Below are 16286 nucleotides of genomic sequence, written 5' to 3'. Positions count from 1 at the left end.
CTAGCAATCTGTATAGCCATTCCTCTAGATTTGCGTTAATAATTAGAAGATATTACTCCGCAAGTTCTGCCGCTAGTTCTGCTTCAAAAGCCGCGATTTCATCCTCTACCGATTGCCCAGTGTCAACAGTGTCGGTCTCTGCTGCCTTAGCAGTTTCTTCAGCGATACGTTTGGCTTTTGCTGCTGCCACTTTTGCTTTTCTTTTAGCTATAGCTACTGCGAAACCTTCGGCGAGTTCTGCCTCAACTAGCTTAGCTTCAAAATCAGCCTCTTCTTCAGCGATACGGGCAGCTTCTTCTTTAGCGATTCGGCTTTCTTCAGCAAGCCGATTGGCTTGTACTTCTGCTAATTTCTTAAGCTCTTTCTGTGTAATTGGTTCGTCCCTTCCAAGCACAGTGTACCCGTATACAGTGCCGTAACTATATAAATTGCTTATCTCAGGACTGGAGGCCGATCGCATAAAAGAAACATAATCAAGGCGGCCAATACCATCAATATCAATGGGGTATCCATAGGTTAGTTGAGGGAGATTATAATTATAACCTTCAAACGATTTCTCTTTAAGAACTACAAACTCACTTTCGGGAATTACGGTAAAGTGACCAGTGCCATCATTTTCAAAAATTGTATATCCAAAGCGTCCGTTCTTTTCAAAAGAGCCAGCCGTAGAATCAATAATGTCTAAGTCGCCATCCCTGTCATGATCAACTAATCGAATTGAGCCCTCGCCATGATTTTGGAGCTTTCCTTGAATATCTTGATCTCTGTCATCCGCAATTAAAGACTCCGTTTTTTCAATAAGCTTACCTTTTTCATTGATGAATATTAGTACTTTACGCCCTTTATAATATGGATTTGCTCTGGTAATTGCCGCTACAAGATCAGGGTCTCCATCACCATCCAAGTCACCAGAGATCATACTGTTAACTTTCGTATTACCTTTGCCATAGTAGTTCTTCACTTTTAGTTCTTTGAAGCTTCTTGATGAATGTTTTCCATAACGAGACATCCAAACACTGATTGTTTTGCCCTGAAGGTGCATAGCAACGTCTCCACAACCGTCTCCGTTGAAATCTGCTATCGTCGAGGCAAAAGCGTTTGCTTTTTCGTGACTATAAATACCTTGTGGTAAATCTTTAGATTTATTGGCAAATTTACCTGTACCGTCATTAATTAATAAAACGTTCCCAGTATATATGTCATTAAAACCATCACAATTTATATCTCCACTGGTGGTTGAATGTGAAAACGCATAATCTTTGATCATCCCTCCATTTTCTTGACCTTCGATAAGGTGGCTTGCATCTTCCATCTGGCCATTTTGGGTGCTTAAAAGTAGTAAGTTTGGTTCAAAATCAACTAGGCTTTTCTTTTGACCTTTAACACGCATAATCACACCCATCGAGCCTACAAATAAATCATCTCGCCCATCGTTATTAAAATCATTAACAGTCGGTCGGTATAGTTTATGTCTCAAAGGAATCTCGCCCAAAGCGTATATTTCAGGCGAAGAGATTAAATTGTTATTTCCGTCATTCAGATAAAATCGAACGTGTGATGGTGTTCTTTCCCGTCGAATAGTGTGAATCATATATTCCCAAACTATCGCTAAATCCTCTAAACCATCACCATTAAAGTCACCCGCTGCTGCATTAGCAGGTTCTGGGGTGAATATGCCTCCACCCTCGTTACAATCTTGAGGGGTGGGATAGCACCATGATTCAGTTACTTCATCGGCAGTTACAACATCAAATTTTAGTTGATTAAGCTGGTACCAAGGCTTGTTCAGCATAGCAACCTCTTCATGACTTAACCGAATTGTGTCAAGCATTTCGTCTTTTTCTGCAAATGACAAGGGCCCAGAGCGAGGCATAGTAATTAACCTTCTGTCCTTCAAATCAGATAATATTTCCGAGCTCCACTTGCCATTGAAGCGCTGGCCTAACTCCTGATAGAACTCCCGAATAGCTGAGCGGGTAACCGATGTCCATCGTCCATTGGGTGATCCAACGTCGTAGCGGAATCTATTCAATAACATTTGGGCCTGATATATATCGGCATCATCCTTAGTTATTGTTTTGTATATTGATTGTCCTATTATGGAAGACTCTGTTTTATTACCACTGACAACAACAGCAGCACTGCCACCACCACAGTTCAATCCTCTATTTTTAGCTTCTTGAAGGTACTGAGGGTCGTCCTGTTGGCTAGAGGCTAGCCTACACACAGTCTTATCAGACCAACCTGATATATCTTGAGACAGCACAGGTGTTGCCATTAAGGATGCGGTGAGTAAACAGACCAGCCGAAAACAGAAATTCATGACAATCACCTCGATTCAATTAGACTTTACAATAGTCCTGAGTCCACAGTATCATTTTAGTCTTAGGAATTATTCTGATATTTCCTTATGCCATACTAGTGGTTGTCTGTTCGGCCCCTTTCTAGTGCAGTAAACCTAGCTATAGTTCAAGGCAAAACGTAGTCAAGGATGATCATAACGAGGCCCTGTGAGAGGTCTTTAGATTGGCTTTGTTACGTTAGATATGAGGGATAATTTGGGCACCTAAGGCTTGGGTGGGGCTTAGGTGCTGTGAGGGGTTAGGTAGGCTTGATGAGGGTGGGAAGTTGTCTATATTTAACAGTTGTAGCCTCACGTACACTTAAAACTGTGGTTTAACACAAGTCCTTAAGCATACAATTGCCCACAGCAGATGGTTAGCAGTCGGTGTAGCCATTACAATCAATTATGCTTTGGGTAGCAAAATAACAAAGTTAAGGATACACCTCATCAATCATGGAAATTAATGTGGTACTAGACACATCAACACCTGCGTCTTCTCTTGCCCTTGCAATATCCTCACGCTCACCAAAAGTTTTCATTTGATCAGCATCTTTCATATCCAAAATAATGAAGACTTTAGTTTCATCAGGGTTACTCCCCGCCCAATCAACTTTTATTCCCAATGCCTCAGCATCTTTGGTAATTGCGTCACTCATTTCAACCCACTTTGCAAAACCTTTTGAAATGTTTACTGAAAACAGTCCTTTCATGATTTATTCCTTTTTTGGTTATATTTCATATTAAGAAACTTTATTACGACATTATCGTAAATTAATATACTTGATTTGTAATTCTCTTGGCCAGCACATTTTCTACACGTTGGCTGTTCCAGCAGCAACGCCATTGCCCAATAGAACCCTGTTTCCATTAGCAAAAATTTCGTTCTGCGCTAAAGCTCCTTGATTTTGGTCATAGCGGTAGAGGCTATTTGCCTTAGCTGCGAGTCTGATTATTTGCTATGGGGTGTATTCTTTGCACCCTGTTAATTGCCAAACACCCCCTGCCCAGTCCTCAACGTCAGTCCATAATTCAGCGTCCTTGGGGTTGATAATATTGAGTGGCTTACTACGTGTGTGAGGTTTTAGCTCAATATACAAGGGTTCTCGCGGCGTATCACCCTGTTGAACATTCAGAAGAAAGAAAGCCATCTCTCCAACCAAATGGCCTGTTTTTGTTAGTTTGAGGTTCACCTCATTTTTCAGGTAGCTGGGATCTGTAGAAAGACCTCCCATGAGCCAATTGCCCTCAATTTTTACGCCTCCGTTAGTCAATAACATGCGGCCCCTAGCCATATCCCAATTTTCAAGCTGCCCTCCTTCACTATTTTCATAAACCACTCTACGGAGTCTAAAATCGCATGCAATTGGTTGCACCAACGTGGCTAGTTGATGTGAGCTAACACCAAGTGCCGATTCATCAACTAGCTTGGACAATAATTGCTCTTTAAGCTGAGGGTCGACCTTCAAAGGGTGGAACAGCAGGTTGGGGACAAGGTTGATTGCTTGGGGAATAAATCCAGACGATAGGTAGCGATCCCGTATCCAACTATCATGTTCTGTATTTGGGTTCATATCAGCGTAAACCATTAGGTATGATGCTTGCTTAATAAATTTTTTGTTGGGCGATTCTATTGAACCCCATCGATCTCCACCACCAGGGCACGGAATCGCATAAAGGCGGTTAGTAGCACTGGGTTCGTTAATGGATTGAACGACAAAATCAACTGCAGTATGGATGTTTCTCCCATCCACAGTGTAATCAAGTAAGTTTTGATCCGTGTTCTTGTTGACCAGTGCGGCTATCATCACCAGATAGCTAACAGTGTAATTATTATAATTAACGCCCATTCCACCGCGCTGTGTATCAATTGGGAAACTACCATCAGGCCTCATGTCGTGAATGGCCAGTTTATATATATCTATAGCCTTTTGGGCGGCGCTTTTGTCACCAGTCATGAAAGCCCAAATCATTGTGTAATAAGTCCTCATGTATGCTTTGTTGTCGGCCCTGTCCTTCCAGTGCCCCGCAGAACTTTCGGCAACTAACCGGTTAAGCCACGGCCCAACTATAGCCCGCTCTTCGGATGACAAGGTGTCAGCAATGAGCGCTGTAGAAGTGAGAATTGCACCAATAGACGTCATCACGTGCCAATCAACTGGTTTTGCTCCCCAAGATACATGCAATCCTTTGTTCAAAGCGTTAGCTGTGGCCCAGGCTACTAGGACACTTTTAAACTGATCTTGTGTCTGTTTATTGTTAGTTAAACGAAGTGTTTGTGCGGCTGAAGAAAACCACTTGCGAGCCAATTCCACATTTTCGTTTTGTTCACCATAAGCTTCATCAAGCGTAATCTTGCCAAAAGGTTTGGGAGCCACCCTAAGATTAATTTTTTCATTAGAAATTGGTGAGTTATTGAAAGGCACTTGCCACCCAGTTGCAGCAAACTCTTCACCTGAGCGAAGGCGTAGTTTTAAACCTTGACCTGCAGCATAGGTTGGATGTTCAAAACACTCTTTTGCCCGTTTATAAGCGTTCCATTGTTTTTTAGTCTTAGAACTAGATAAAACGCCACGAGGTTTGTTAGTGACATTAATTTTAGTGTTGTCTGATGTTTGGGTATCATCTTGCGCGGAGTTTTGTGTACTTGAACCACAGTCTAAACCGCGGCTATCGGCCTCTTGAACATAATCAGTATTATCTGGATTATTTAATAACTGGCGGCACACGGTCTTATCAGACCAACCTGATAGGTCTTGAGACAACGCGTGCGTTGCCATCAATGATGCAGTGAGTAAACAGACCAGCCGAAGACAGAAATTCATGATAATCACCTCGATTCAATTAGACTTTACAATAGTCCTGAGTCCACAGTACCATTTTAGTCTTAGGAATATTTCTGATATTTCCAGCACACATTTGGTTCTAGATGCTTCTATCACTTCATCATCGTAGCACCCGTTTCCATGCGTATTATTTTACCATCTTCGATCATACGGACACGAATAATAGACTCCCTTGAACTATCAGGAAACCGAGTGACAGAATGATCCACTATGATGTCATCATTTTCGTAAATGCATCGAGACATAACTGTCGAACTGGTATTAGAAGCGCTATTATAATTAGCAATCATTGATCCAAACTCAGCTTTATTCATTGCAGTGCCTGTTTGGTGCCTGATGAATTCAAAGTCCTCATGATAAAAGCTCATTATCTGATCGTGATTACCTGCCTCAATTGCTACCTTTAATGCCTTATATATTTTCATGTTAATCCTAGAATAATATCGTTTAAACAATGTTTGAGTATTTTACTTTCGTTTGATACCTCAACAATCCGTATAGCCACTACTAAGCAAAGATGTGGGATTAACTAGCGTTGAGTTATTCATACCTCAAGGTTTCTAGCCATGATGGTTTTTCTGCAATGGATGCACAGGTTTTTTTCACAGCCACTTCTAAACTGTTCACTTGCATATCAACATTAGAACCTTTATCCAGCAGACAAGCATTATAAATCCTATCGTATTTGTCTTTCTTTTCTTGTCTTACTAACTCGTCTTGTTTTTCTTTAGCAATGTGTTTCTTCTCTGCTCTTTCCAATTCAGCTATTGTTCCCACAAACTCATCATCCTTCCATATAACTTCTGTTACAGTGCCTTCTGCTTCGGTGAAGGTGCCTTGCCCAGTCTTTTTGTCATCCTTCCACTCACCGACGTACTTGTCGCCATTTGACCATGTAAAGGTGCCTTGCCCAGCCTTTTTGTCATCCTTCCACCCACCAACGTAGTTGTTGCCATTTGACCATGTGTAGGTGCCTTGTCCAGTCTTTGCATTATCCTTCCACTCACCAACGTACTCGTTGCCACTTGTCCATGTGCTGGTGCCAAAGCAGTTGTGCCAGTGAGCATTCTGGTTACTAGGACATGCGGGTAAATCAGAAGCAGAAGCAGCAACTACTACTCCACTACTGATGAACATTGAGAAAGCTAAGGTTACTAATAGTTTGTTTATACGCATCTATATATCCTCACGTTAACGATAGTGCTCACTAGACAGTATACATTTGGTTCTAGATGTTTCTATCACTTCATCAGTGAAGCTCCAGTTTCCTGCCGCACAACCTGTCCATTTTCTATCATCTTAACGCTAATTAAAGACTCCCGTCATCCATCCCAAAACCGCAGTAAAGAGTGTTCTAGCAAAATATCGTTATTTTCGTAGATGCAGCAGTGCATAACTTCTGTAAAGCTGGTATCAGACAACATGTGTGAAATTAGCTCCCTGTATTCAGGCTTTTTTAGGGTGGAACCAGATTGATGGTTATGAGCTGGCTAAAATAATTCCTAAACCAATAACTGCGATCCAAATCCAACGTTGAGGAGCAACTTTTTCGCCCAGCCACAACCAAGCGGTAATCGTTGTAATGGCAGCAAAAGCAGCAAAGCCGATGCTAGCCGCAATGCGGCCATCACCCTGAGATCCCATAAGAAACGCCCAAAGTGCAGCGACTTCTAAGGTGGCTTGGGCAAATACCAAAGCCGCCATTTTGCCTTTAGGTGTGTTGAGTTTTTGGCCCTTTTGTAGCTGCCATGCCACTAGCATTAGTACGCTAATCAGGGCAAACATACGATTTAAATATAACGCAGGCATGGGGCCTAGTTCGGCGCTGGCTTCTTGGGCAAAAAACATGCGTAACGACACAGTAAATGCCGTTGCTAGGCCTAACAAAGCGGTAGTGCGCAGCCAGGCTGCGTCGTAGTCTGGTTCGCTGGATTGGTTTTTGGCGGGCCGAGACAACATAATTACACCACCAAAAACCAGTGCAATAGCCAGCCCCTGAGCCAAGCTAAAAGGTTGACCCGCGAACGCATTCATAGCCACCAACATCACCGTAAAACTTGATGCTGCTGGGGAAGCAACCGCCACAGGACCACGCTCAAGGGCTTTGTATAAAAATATTAGAGCAACAATGTTAAGTGCCCCAGACGCCGCCGATACGGCCCAAGCGTAGGCGTGCCAGCGGGGCCAGTCGTCGGTAAACATAAATAACACACTTAAACCCACGGTAGACAGGCTCATCACCGCTAAGATTAAAATGCTAATCGAGACTTTTTGAGTAGTGGAGCGCGCTACCGCATCAGACACACCAATAAACACAGCTGCTAGCAAGCCCCAAATAATTCCGCTCATAAATCTATCTCGTCGCAATCTTTATAATGATGATTTCTTATGGATTATAAAACATGATCCAATGCAGTAATTAATTTATCGACCTCAGCTTTGTTGGTGTAATGTACAAAACTTAGCCGTAACACTCCATGATCTGGATCAATTCCTTGCGCCTCTAAACACCTGACTGCATAAAAATTGCCACATCCAGCCATGATGCCATGATGAGCTAATTCTGTAGCCACGCTAAGTGGATTGGCTTTTAAAGCTACTGCAACTGTTGCTGCTTTTTTGGCTGCATCAGCGGGGCCCAGCAGTCGTAATGAGTTCTTTGCACCTAAATAATCCAGTAAGGGTTGTAGCAATTCAGTCTCATGAGTCCGAAACAAATCATGGACAAACATCCCCCGGCCATTAGCATTCATTACGTCTGACGTGTGGTGGCCATAAACATCATCTATATAGTCAGCTATACCGGCACTTGCAGCAATTTGTGCATGGTCTGGTCCTGCTGGAGTAAAGCGTTTGTAGAGATCATTGGCATTAAAATAATGCCCCTGATTGGGCAGTTTCATACCAAGTTCACGGCTGATTGTCATAATTCCCTGATGTGGGCCAAATGTTTTATAAGCTGAAAACAAGTAAACATCTGCGCCCAGTGCACCAACATTTGGAATGCCGTGGGGGGCATAACTCACTCCATCCACGCAACTGTAAGCTCCACAGGCATGAATAACTTTACAGATGGCACTTACATCATTGATCTCACCAACAACGTTAGAACAATGCGGGAAACAAACCAGTTTCACGTTATCATCTAGCATTCCAGTTAGGTCTTGGAGATTTAAATTTCCAGTTTCACTATCAATCTGCCACTCACGGACCTCTATTCCTCGTTCAGATAATCGCCTCCAAGGGCCAGAGTTTGCCTCATGGTCTTGATTGGTAACAATGATCGTGTCTCCAGCACTCAAATGTTGGCCAAACGCTTGTGCTAATACATAAGTGTTCTGAGTAGTGGAAGGTCCAAAGCTAACTTCGTCTGTATCAACTCCTAAAATTTCTGCAAGACGCGCACGCGCTTCATCCATTTCAGCACCAGCCAAGGCAGATGCCTCATAGGGAGCATAAGGCTGAACTTTGCGCTCATTATAGTATCGGGTTAGGCGGTCGATTACAGGCTTACATGTATATGACCCGCCAGCATTTTCAAAAAATGCTTGGCCTTGTAAGGAATTCTGCTCAAATGCTGGGAATTGCTTTCGAATAAAGTCAACATCAAGTTTCATGCTTATTCAACTCCATTGGGTGGGTTATATTTTAGGCTATTACTTCATGGCAGCAGCGCCAGTTTGCTGTCACACAAGCTGTCCATTTTCTAGCAGATGAATACTACCACACTGCAACTTGTAGCTTGTCAAATCTACGGACTAACCCAGCCCCCACATACATCAAGAATAGCACCAGTGGTGTAGGATGATTTATCCGACAACAGAAACATGGCGCTGTTGGCTACCTCGCTCACTTCGGCTGGACGTCCGAGAGGAACCTGTAACAAGACCCAATCGAGCCATTCTGGGTGTTGCTTGGCATAGTCCACACTAATTTCCGTCATGGTAATCCCCGGGCGTAAGCAATTCACTCGGATACCTTGATCTGCTTGTTCCTTGCTCAGGCCGATGGTGAAAGTGTCAATCGCAGCTTTGGAAGCGGCATAATCAACATAAGTAAAAGGCCCACCATGCTTTGAAGCGGCGGAGGATATATTAACAATAGCACCACCATTGCCACCATACCGTTTTGCCATACGCTTAATCGCGTGTTTAGCACAAATAAAAGCGCCTAGTGTATTGACCTCAAACATCTGTTTCGACAGAGTAATATTCATTTCATCTACTCTGGTTCCAGCGCCATTGATGCCAGCATTGTTAACCAGTCCGGTAATCGGTCCAAGTTCGAGATCAATTCTTTTGAATAGGGTAATAACTTCATCTTCGTTGGCAACATTGGCCTGCAAGGCGATGGCGGTACCACCCTTAGCACGAATCTGCGCCACAACCTGATCGGCCTCGTCGGCTGAGCTCGCATAATTGAGACAAACTTTCCAACCTTCTGCGGCCGCCTGTCTGCATATTTCTGCACCAATGCCTCTGCTACTGCCGGTTACTAGCAATACTTTCATTTAGTCCTCACTGATTTCCTGACTGATTAAAATGATCCATAAGCACCTTTTAATAACGGATTGTCGTCTCTAGACTGGGCCAGTTTATCAGCGAGGATACGTAGCTTGGAATGAAAATCTCCACGCTCAATCTGAACCCATTGCAGCCAGCGTTTGCCATCAACTGTTAGGTCGGTGCGCCCATGCAGCACGCGGTGATTATCGAATACAGCGATATCTCCAGGTTGCAGGGTTAAATTCACGGCCAAGGTTTCATCTTCAGATTGTTTCAGTAGATATTGAAGTCCACGATAATAAACCACCATCTGCTCGGGAGGAATCGCCAGTGGCGCGGCAACCCGATCATTAATACGAACGCCACAGACGTTGCCAAATTCGTCAACACTTAAAATCGGAAATTTGGCTATAAGATCGACGTCTCCTGCAAAGTGTCGACGAAATACCTGTGCGTAATCACATAGCGCAGCAAATCCTTCCGCATCGTGGTCACGCAGGCGATCAGCTACCTCAAATCCATCCATAAAGGTCGATGACCCTGCGCCTGTCTGATCGTTGGAAATACAATGAAACATCAAGATGCCGGGGGGCGATGCTCTGTAGGGTTCATCCGTATGCAATTTAAGTGCTTTGACATCATTGCCAATGCTACGTTTCCCTGGGTCGAATATCAGATCCTGAACCCGGCCAAAATTGGATTCCTGAGGAAAACCAATACGCAATCCTAGTGACTCCACAATGCCCGGCTCGGCAGGCGCATTACGAATAAAACAAAGTCCATAATCACGCACCTGCTTCAGTAGATCGAGAAAATTGCTGTCGCCAGAAGCAATAGCGGCATAGTCGTATACCGGTGGATTTTGACGAAAACTGTCATCCCAGATAATCGGTTTAAAGGCTCGGGCTCGGCGCATCTGATCCTGGTAATCATGTTCGCGCAACCATGTTGACGTATAACACGACTCGTGGCCATCCTGCCAAGTGATCAACAAGTTTGAGAGATCGGTATCGAGAGATTTAGGTTTGCAGTTGAGATCAAGAGAAGTTAGGCGCAACGCTCGGTAGCCAATTGCTGGATCACCACATTCATTACAACTGCAGTTATCACGTAACCAGATTGGATGAAATGCACTGCGGCTAGCATCGTCCCAGTCCAGATTAACCAGTCCATCATTGTTTACACAGGAGGACTTAATCATTAGCTTCTTTTCACCCATAAGGTACCTTTCGCTTAATCGTAGTATGGAAAGATGTTAGCCGCTTTTCTTAGATTTGACCATTTATTAAAGAACATTGAATGATGCAAAAAAATAGGTGCGTGCGGCCCAAGGGTAATCTCCAGACTGAATTTCAGGAACAGTTAAGATCTCGTCTCTAATTCACTACATCGCTATCGTATAGTCATATTTTTTGCTGACGATAACAGCGAGAGAGAAACTTACTTGCATGCCTCTATATTTTTTGTAGTTTGCCAGTAATAGCTCCCCATGTTGTAACGCAATAGGGTACTGTATAAGTCAGCATGACTTTTAGTGGATGCGGGTAGTTCCCGTCTAAGATGGCATCACCATGATTAATAGCGATAAGGATGGAGCCTACAACACATGCTGCTAAAAATGCTTTAAGTGGAGTTCCGCCGCCAAACGCTAGAATGCGAAGGCTCTGTTTATTTTGGTAATTACTCATTTTTTATAACCCCACTAGGCTTAACTTTCCTTCATAACGGATCGTAAACAAAAACTATCTCAATAGCTATTTTTTGCTGGGAGCTTGCGTATAGACACACGTACGGTAATGCACTAAGCGTTCTCACAGATCATGTCTAGCAAATCAGCCACCTCTACCGCCCTAGCAAAGGTTATTAATGCAGCTTAGCAACCGTTTTAGACCGTGACCGCTCCCTCCACACAATTAGCAACCCACCAGTTGCGATCAATAGCGCACCCGGAAATAGGGTACTCCATGGCGCTTCGTCAAAGAACAGCCATCCCAAGGCGAATGCTAGTGGGATGCCAAAATAACTGAATGGGGCTAAATTACTCTGCTCAGTCATCCGGTAGCTAACCACCATAAACAGAACTGCTATGCCTCCAAACACTCCCATCAGCATGATCCACCCCATGTCGTTCACAGAGGCTATCGGTGTAAAACCACCCCAGAAGTATGCAATCAAAGCGGCTCCAATTAGCGATATGACAGAGGAATACAGGTTGACCAACGGGCTAGGAGCATCGTCATCAAACAAGCGGGCTGTCACACCAACAAATGCGTAACATGCCGATGCTGCCAAAGGCAAAAGAACATAAAGGGAAAAGCCTGTGCCACCTGGTTGAATAACCATGATGACACCAGCAAAGCCAACCAAAACAGCACTCCAACGCACCCAGCCGACCCGCTCGCCTAAAATAGGGATTGCCAGTGCCGTGGTAAATAATGCGCTCGCATAGGTAATGGTCGATGCTGTAGCGAACGCCATTAGCCCTAGGGATGCATAAAAGCAAAGCTGGGCAACAGTCACAACAGCACCACGTAAAAAAGCTAATTTCCACTGGCGTAGTTTTAGACGCCTGCCAGATAGGCGCCACGCCCTTGATGACCATAAAGCAATTATTGATGGCACCAACCCAAACAGGTTTCGATACGCCGATAGTTCGGCTGCTGAGTAGCCGCTTGAAAGATGCTTGATGATTAATCCCATGGCATCAAAAAATGTCAATGCGACAAGGCTTAGAATGATGGCAAGTCCAGTACGGTCTGTGGGGCGCATATGAGTCCTAAGGTCATCAGTCGAAAAAGCTTTTGGTACCAAAGTCAGATTAAACTTAGAGCAAGTTTAGCTTGTCTGGTTATTTTCATTGTGCGGCGCGTGTTCTTTAAGGCAAGCGCCGTGTGATAATGCAGACGCCTCAACAGACTCATATTAATAATTTAGCGGCCAAGAAGATAGGCAGCTATAGATACACTTTGGTAGTAGGGTTAATTGATTCGCTATTGTTAATTAGGTAGTGCGATATTAACAGCTGACACAACAATGATGACAAATAATACCAACGTACCTATACCTACGGATATTATCCGCCCTAGTCCCGACTTAAAATCTTCCTCACGCTTTTCATTTGATTGAATGCCTATGAGACCAGCAACTACACTTTGTCCATAACTTAAAAACGCACGGAGGTTTGATTTCTTTTGATTCATGAGACTGTCTCTATAATTTTGTTATATAAGTATATTCTAATGATTATTTAGAAGCCAGCGACCATATTCAGAATATACCTAATAAAACTATTAAGCAGCCTGATATTGAATATGGTGGGTGGCGCACTTACTTCATTGGCAATTTAGCCCATTCCAACTGCAGCTTATGTAATAGTAGCAGTGACAATACTTCTCATATATCGTATTTTATTACATCAGCTAATCAACATTATTCTGGAGAAACATGAACATATATCAGGCCTTGAAAAAAGCAAATGAAGAGCGCGATCACGATAAAATAATGAGTTTTTATCATGAGGATTTTGAGTTTATAAGGCACCAAAGTGGCACCACTGTAAACAGGGCTGAATTCTCGAATTTCATTCTTGAAGGTACCCGTAAAGATACCACCAAACCAGCCATGGCTCGCTGTATTTATGAAAATGAAGACATCTTAGTGGATCATCAAGTTACGCGTTTTCCAAATGGCTCCAGGGAGTCTATCATTCGTGTGCGCATGATCGAAGATGGCAAAATAATACGCATGGAAACGGGCGCTACGACAATGAACAGCTAACCATTGATCTAGCAGGGCCTGCTGTACCTCCTGCATATACCCCTATTCGTATTTTACAAAGCTTTGGTTGGAATGAGACCCATCAATAGACTGTATATGTCTTATTTCAAGGCCAGATGTGAGCATCTATAATAGATAATTCGTTCAGTAATATATCTGATAGCTAAGTCTAGATCAGCACTACATTGGTAAAACTGGCGATATAGGTCAAACAATTGGCCTATTTGTGGCGCATGAGCGATATTGGCTCTGATGACCTGCATAAGGTGTTTTCCTAGTAGCTGACTTGGTTCATTATTCTACCCATATGTACAACCTGCAAGATAATTCATTGAAATTATTTTCTTTAGAAATTAGGCCTCACAATATCCCTAACTTGATTTAAATCTAGTCCAGTTTCTGTACCATGGGTAACTTCAGCTATGGTTCACCGTATCTCATAATATTAGTTAACAAACCGTCCTTCTAGGAACGCCGGTGAGGCTATTTAAGGTGTTATTATTGGCTAGTGCAGTGGGCATCATGTGTTGATTCAGCATAGCCATAGGGTGTTACCAAATAGAAGGAATGACGAATGAAAAAGCTAAAATGGATATTAACGCTAATAACAGCTTTGGTAACAATCGCTATATTAATAATAGTTTTTTTTGATGAGCTAAAGCATGACTATGACAAGCTAACCTCGACCCCTCCAATAAAAATAAAAGCCATTGAGCTGGAAATACCTATACGTGACGTGGCAGTTATTGCTGATTTCGATAAGGGGGCTAAGGCAGCGCAATCAGGTGATTTTAAAACTGCCCTTGCAAAGTGGGCGCCGTTGGCTGAGCAGGGGCATGCTGGTGCTCAATCTAATCTGGGGGTTATGTACGCAAGTGGTCAAGGCGTTCCACAGGACCATCGGACCGCTGTGGAGTGGTACACCAAAGCTGCCGAGCAAGGGTACGCTGCTGCTCAACATAATCTAGGAGTTATGTACGCTCATGGCAAAGGCGTCCCAGAGAACGATAAAATAGCGGTCAAGTGGTACACCAAAGCTGCTGAGCAGGGCCATGGTAATGCTCAACATAATCTAGGGGTTATGTACGATAAGGGATATGGTGTCCCTAAAAGTAATATGGCAGCCGTGAAGTGGTACACCAAAGCTGCAGAACAAGGGTCTGCCTTGTCTCAATATAATCTGGGGGTTATTTACGATAATGGGCATGGAGTCACAGAGAACTATAAAACAGCGATTAAGTGGTACACATTAGCTGCTGAGCAGGGGTTTGCTAATGCCCAATCAGATCTGGGAAATATGTACCACTCTGGCAAGGGTGTCCCAGAGAGCGATAACACAGCCGTGAAGTGGTACACATTAGCTGCTGAGCAGGGGTATGCTCAAGCTCAACATAATCTGGCGGTTATGTACGATAAGGGATATGGTGTCCCAGAGAACGATAAAGTGGCGGTCAAATGGTACACCAAAGCTGCTGAGCAGGGCTATGCTAGTGCACAAACTAATCTCGGCATTATGTACAATAATGGTCATGGTGTTGTCACAGACTATGTTCGAGCGTATATGTGGTTCAACTTAGGTGCCTATAACGGCAATACGTTAGGCAGTCAAAATAAAGCATCGATTACTCAGGATATGACATCGGCCCAAATAACCAAGGCACAAGAGATGTCTAGCCGTTGCCTGGAAAGTAACTATAGTGATTGTTAAGGGCACTCAATAGCAGACGTCAATAGCAAAACAATTGACTGGGCGTCCTAATGTGTTTAACACAGGTGCCTATAAAAATAATGTGACAGCGACAAAAAATAAGGTAGTTTTTTAAATATGAGTTCAAATAAACAAGCAATTACTTATTGTTCAAATTTGGGCGTAGTAAGTAATAATAAAAATTATTAACCGATATCTGCGTTTAACTGTAATCACGATTACATATGCAAGATCATGCGGGCTCTTAATGAGGCTAGGATCCCAGTTATATGGCCACCTACCCCGCCATTATTTTTGCTAAGGGTTGTACTCTTTGCACCTTGTCAATTGCCAAACCCCCCCCATATAGTCGTCGACATCAGTCCATAATACGGCTTGCTTAGGGTTGTTGATATCTAGCGGTTTACTCCGTTTGTGGGGCTTTAGTTCAATATAATCGGGCTGTTCTGGCACTTCACCCTCGGAGACATTCAGACGGAAGTAGGCCATTTTTCCAACCAGATGGCCCGCCTTTGTTAATCCAAGGTTCACTTCATGCTTTAGGTAGTTCGGATCTAAAGAAAGACCTCCCATCTTCCAGTAACCTTCTATTTTTACACCTGCGTTAGTCAGTAACATCTGACCTCTAGCCATATCCCAATTTTCAAGCCGTCCTTCTACATCATTTTCATATTCCACCCTGCGCAGATTAAATTGGCATGCAATGGGCTGGACCAACGTGGCTAGTTCATATGAGCCAAAATCAAATTCAGTTTTATTAATCGGCTTAGACAATAATTGCTTTTTAACCTGAGGGTCTAAATTCAATGGATAGAAGACAATGCCCTGGTTTTTTGGCAACACCTTCTGCCCAGACTGCTGCTTTTTCCCGCTAGTGCCAGCCCCACAATCTAATCCCCGCCGCTGGGCTTCTGCCAAATAGTCAGCATTGTCTGCTTTCTCTGTGACTAAACGGCAGACAGATTTATCACTCCAACCCGACATGTCTGCTGCCAACACCGGCAAGGCCAATAGGCTTGCAAGGAGAATACTAACTGACAACATGGCTGGCACACGGCAGTATTGGTAGATGAGGGATAGTTGGATCACGGCTAACTCCTTTTAAACAA

General features: G+C 43.5%; 15 protein-coding genes. 2 read left to right on the top strand and 13 right to left on the bottom strand.

Features of this window, described 5'->3' with window-relative positions:
* Nucleotides 1-52: 52 nt before the first annotated feature.
* From ABXT70_RS00785 to ABXT70_RS00730, 12 genes are all read right to left on the bottom strand, one after another.
* On the bottom strand, nucleotides 53-2266 hold the full coding sequence (locus ABXT70_RS00785) for an FG-GAP-like repeat-containing protein (protein WP_443641280.1): 2214 nt from the start codon (nucleotides 2264-2266) through the stop codon (nucleotides 53-55).
* 509 nt (nucleotides 2267-2775) lie between these two features.
* Complete coding sequence (locus tag ABXT70_RS00780) at nucleotides 2776-3054, bottom strand: hypothetical protein (RefSeq protein WP_443641279.1); 279 nt, start codon at nucleotides 3052-3054, stop codon at nucleotides 2776-2778.
* Between the two features lie 246 nt (nucleotides 3055-3300).
* Entirely contained in the window at nucleotides 3301-5166 is a 1866-nt protein-coding gene (locus ABXT70_RS00775) for an alginate lyase family protein (RefSeq protein ID WP_443641278.1), read from the bottom strand.
* 113 nt (nucleotides 5167-5279) lie between these two features.
* The gene (locus ABXT70_RS00770) at nucleotides 5280-5612 is read right to left on the bottom strand and encodes a nuclear transport factor 2 family protein (protein ID WP_443641277.1); all 333 of its coding nucleotides are present in this window, start codon (nucleotides 5610-5612) and stop codon (nucleotides 5280-5282) included.
* 115 nt (nucleotides 5613-5727) lie between these two features.
* Nucleotides 5728-6363: an MORN repeat-containing protein gene (locus ABXT70_RS00765; protein ID WP_443641276.1), complete on the bottom strand. Its 636-nt coding sequence runs from the start codon at nucleotides 6361-6363 to the stop codon at nucleotides 5728-5730.
* Between the two features lie 303 nt (nucleotides 6364-6666).
* On the bottom strand, nucleotides 6667-7536 hold the full coding sequence (locus ABXT70_RS00760; RefSeq protein WP_443641275.1) for an EamA family transporter: 870 nt from the start codon (nucleotides 7534-7536) through the stop codon (nucleotides 6667-6669).
* Nucleotides 7537-7580: 44 nt separating this feature from the next.
* Nucleotides 7581-8804: an aminotransferase class V-fold PLP-dependent enzyme gene (locus tag ABXT70_RS00755; protein ID WP_443641274.1), complete on the bottom strand. Its 1224-nt coding sequence runs from the start codon at nucleotides 8802-8804 to the stop codon at nucleotides 7581-7583.
* 134 nt (nucleotides 8805-8938) lie between these two features.
* Nucleotides 8939-9697, bottom strand: a complete 759-nt coding sequence (locus tag ABXT70_RS00750; RefSeq protein WP_443641273.1) for an SDR family oxidoreductase — start codon at nucleotides 9695-9697, stop codon at nucleotides 8939-8941.
* A gap of 26 nt (nucleotides 9698-9723) precedes the next feature.
* Nucleotides 9724-10911: a TauD/TfdA family dioxygenase gene (locus ABXT70_RS00745; protein ID WP_443641272.1), complete on the bottom strand. Its 1188-nt coding sequence runs from the start codon at nucleotides 10909-10911 to the stop codon at nucleotides 9724-9726.
* Between the two features lie 235 nt (nucleotides 10912-11146).
* Entirely contained in the window at nucleotides 11147-11380 is a 234-nt protein-coding gene (gene nrtS / locus ABXT70_RS00740; protein WP_443641271.1) for a nitrate/nitrite transporter NrtS, read from the bottom strand.
* A gap of 175 nt (nucleotides 11381-11555) precedes the next feature.
* Nucleotides 11556-12461 carry a DMT family transporter gene (locus ABXT70_RS00735; RefSeq protein ID WP_443641270.1) on the bottom strand — a complete coding sequence of 302 codons (906 nt, stop codon included), beginning with the start codon at nucleotides 12459-12461 and terminating at the stop codon, nucleotides 11556-11558.
* Nucleotides 12462-12688: 227 nt separating this feature from the next.
* Entirely contained in the window at nucleotides 12689-12892 is a 204-nt protein-coding gene (locus ABXT70_RS00730) for a DUF2970 domain-containing protein (protein ID WP_443641269.1), read from the bottom strand.
* A 244-nt stretch (nucleotides 12893-13136) separates the two neighbouring features.
* Between ABXT70_RS00730 and ABXT70_RS00725 the strand changes: the two genes are divergently transcribed.
* Nucleotides 13137-13469: a hypothetical protein gene (locus tag ABXT70_RS00725; protein WP_443641268.1), complete on the top strand. Its 333-nt coding sequence runs from the start codon at nucleotides 13137-13139 to the stop codon at nucleotides 13467-13469.
* Between the two features lie 574 nt (nucleotides 13470-14043).
* Complete coding sequence (locus ABXT70_RS00720; RefSeq protein ID WP_443641267.1) at nucleotides 14044-15177, top strand: SEL1-like repeat protein; 1134 nt, start codon at nucleotides 14044-14046, stop codon at nucleotides 15175-15177.
* Between the two features lie 297 nt (nucleotides 15178-15474).
* Here the strand turns inward: ABXT70_RS00720 and ABXT70_RS00715 are convergent, their stop codons facing one another.
* Nucleotides 15475-16266: a hypothetical protein gene (locus ABXT70_RS00715; RefSeq protein ID WP_443641266.1), complete on the bottom strand. Its 792-nt coding sequence runs from the start codon at nucleotides 16264-16266 to the stop codon at nucleotides 15475-15477.
* Nucleotides 16267-16286: the final 20 nt, after the last annotated feature.

This window comes from Candidatus Njordibacter sp. Uisw_039, assembly GCF_047730075.1.
GTDB lineage: Bacteria > Pseudomonadota > Gammaproteobacteria > Pseudomonadales > Balneatricaceae > Njordibacter.
The sequence above is the reverse complement of the archived record's forward strand: the minus strand, read 5'-3'. Positions and strand labels throughout refer to the sequence as shown.

Excerpts from the sequence above, each read along its gene's own strand:
- ABXT70_RS00780 (WP_443641279.1), bottom strand. The coding sequence starts at position 3,054 with ATGAAAGGACTGTTTTCAGTAAACATTTCAAAAGGTTTTGCAAAGTGG.
- ABXT70_RS00775 (WP_443641278.1), bottom strand. The coding sequence starts at position 5,166 with ATGAATTTCTGTCTTCGGCTGGTCTGTTTACTCACTGCATCATTGATG.
- ABXT70_RS00770 (WP_443641277.1), bottom strand. The coding sequence starts at position 5,612 with ATGAAAATATATAAGGCATTAAAGGTAGCAATTGAGGCAGGTAATCAC.
- ABXT70_RS00765 (WP_443641276.1), bottom strand. The coding sequence starts at position 6,363 with ATGCGTATAAACAAACTATTAGTAACCTTAGCTTTCTCAATGTTCATC.
- ABXT70_RS00760 (WP_443641275.1), bottom strand. The coding sequence starts at position 7,536 with ATGAGCGGAATTATTTGGGGCTTGCTAGCAGCTGTGTTTATTGGTGTG.
- ABXT70_RS00755 (WP_443641274.1), bottom strand. The coding sequence starts at position 8,804 with ATGAAACTTGATGTTGACTTTATTCGAAAGCAATTCCCAGCATTTGAG.
- ABXT70_RS00750 (WP_443641273.1), bottom strand. The coding sequence starts at position 9,697 with ATGAAAGTATTGCTAGTAACCGGCAGTAGCAGAGGCATTGGTGCAGAA.
- ABXT70_RS00745 (WP_443641272.1), bottom strand. The coding sequence starts at position 10,911 with ATGGGTGAAAAGAAGCTAATGATTAAGTCCTCCTGTGTAAACAATGAT.
- nrtS (WP_443641271.1), bottom strand. The coding sequence starts at position 11,380 with ATGAGTAATTACCAAAATAAACAGAGCCTTCGCATTCTAGCGTTTGGC.
- ABXT70_RS00735 (WP_443641270.1), bottom strand. The coding sequence starts at position 12,461 with ATGCGCCCCACAGACCGTACTGGACTTGCCATCATTCTAAGCCTTGTC.
- ABXT70_RS00730 (WP_443641269.1), bottom strand. The coding sequence starts at position 12,892 with ATGAATCAAAAGAAATCAAACCTCCGTGCGTTTTTAAGTTATGGACAA.
- ABXT70_RS00725 (WP_443641268.1), top strand. The coding sequence starts at position 13,137 with ATGAACATATATCAGGCCTTGAAAAAAGCAAATGAAGAGCGCGATCAC.
- ABXT70_RS00720 (WP_443641267.1), top strand. The coding sequence starts at position 14,044 with ATGAAAAAGCTAAAATGGATATTAACGCTAATAACAGCTTTGGTAACA.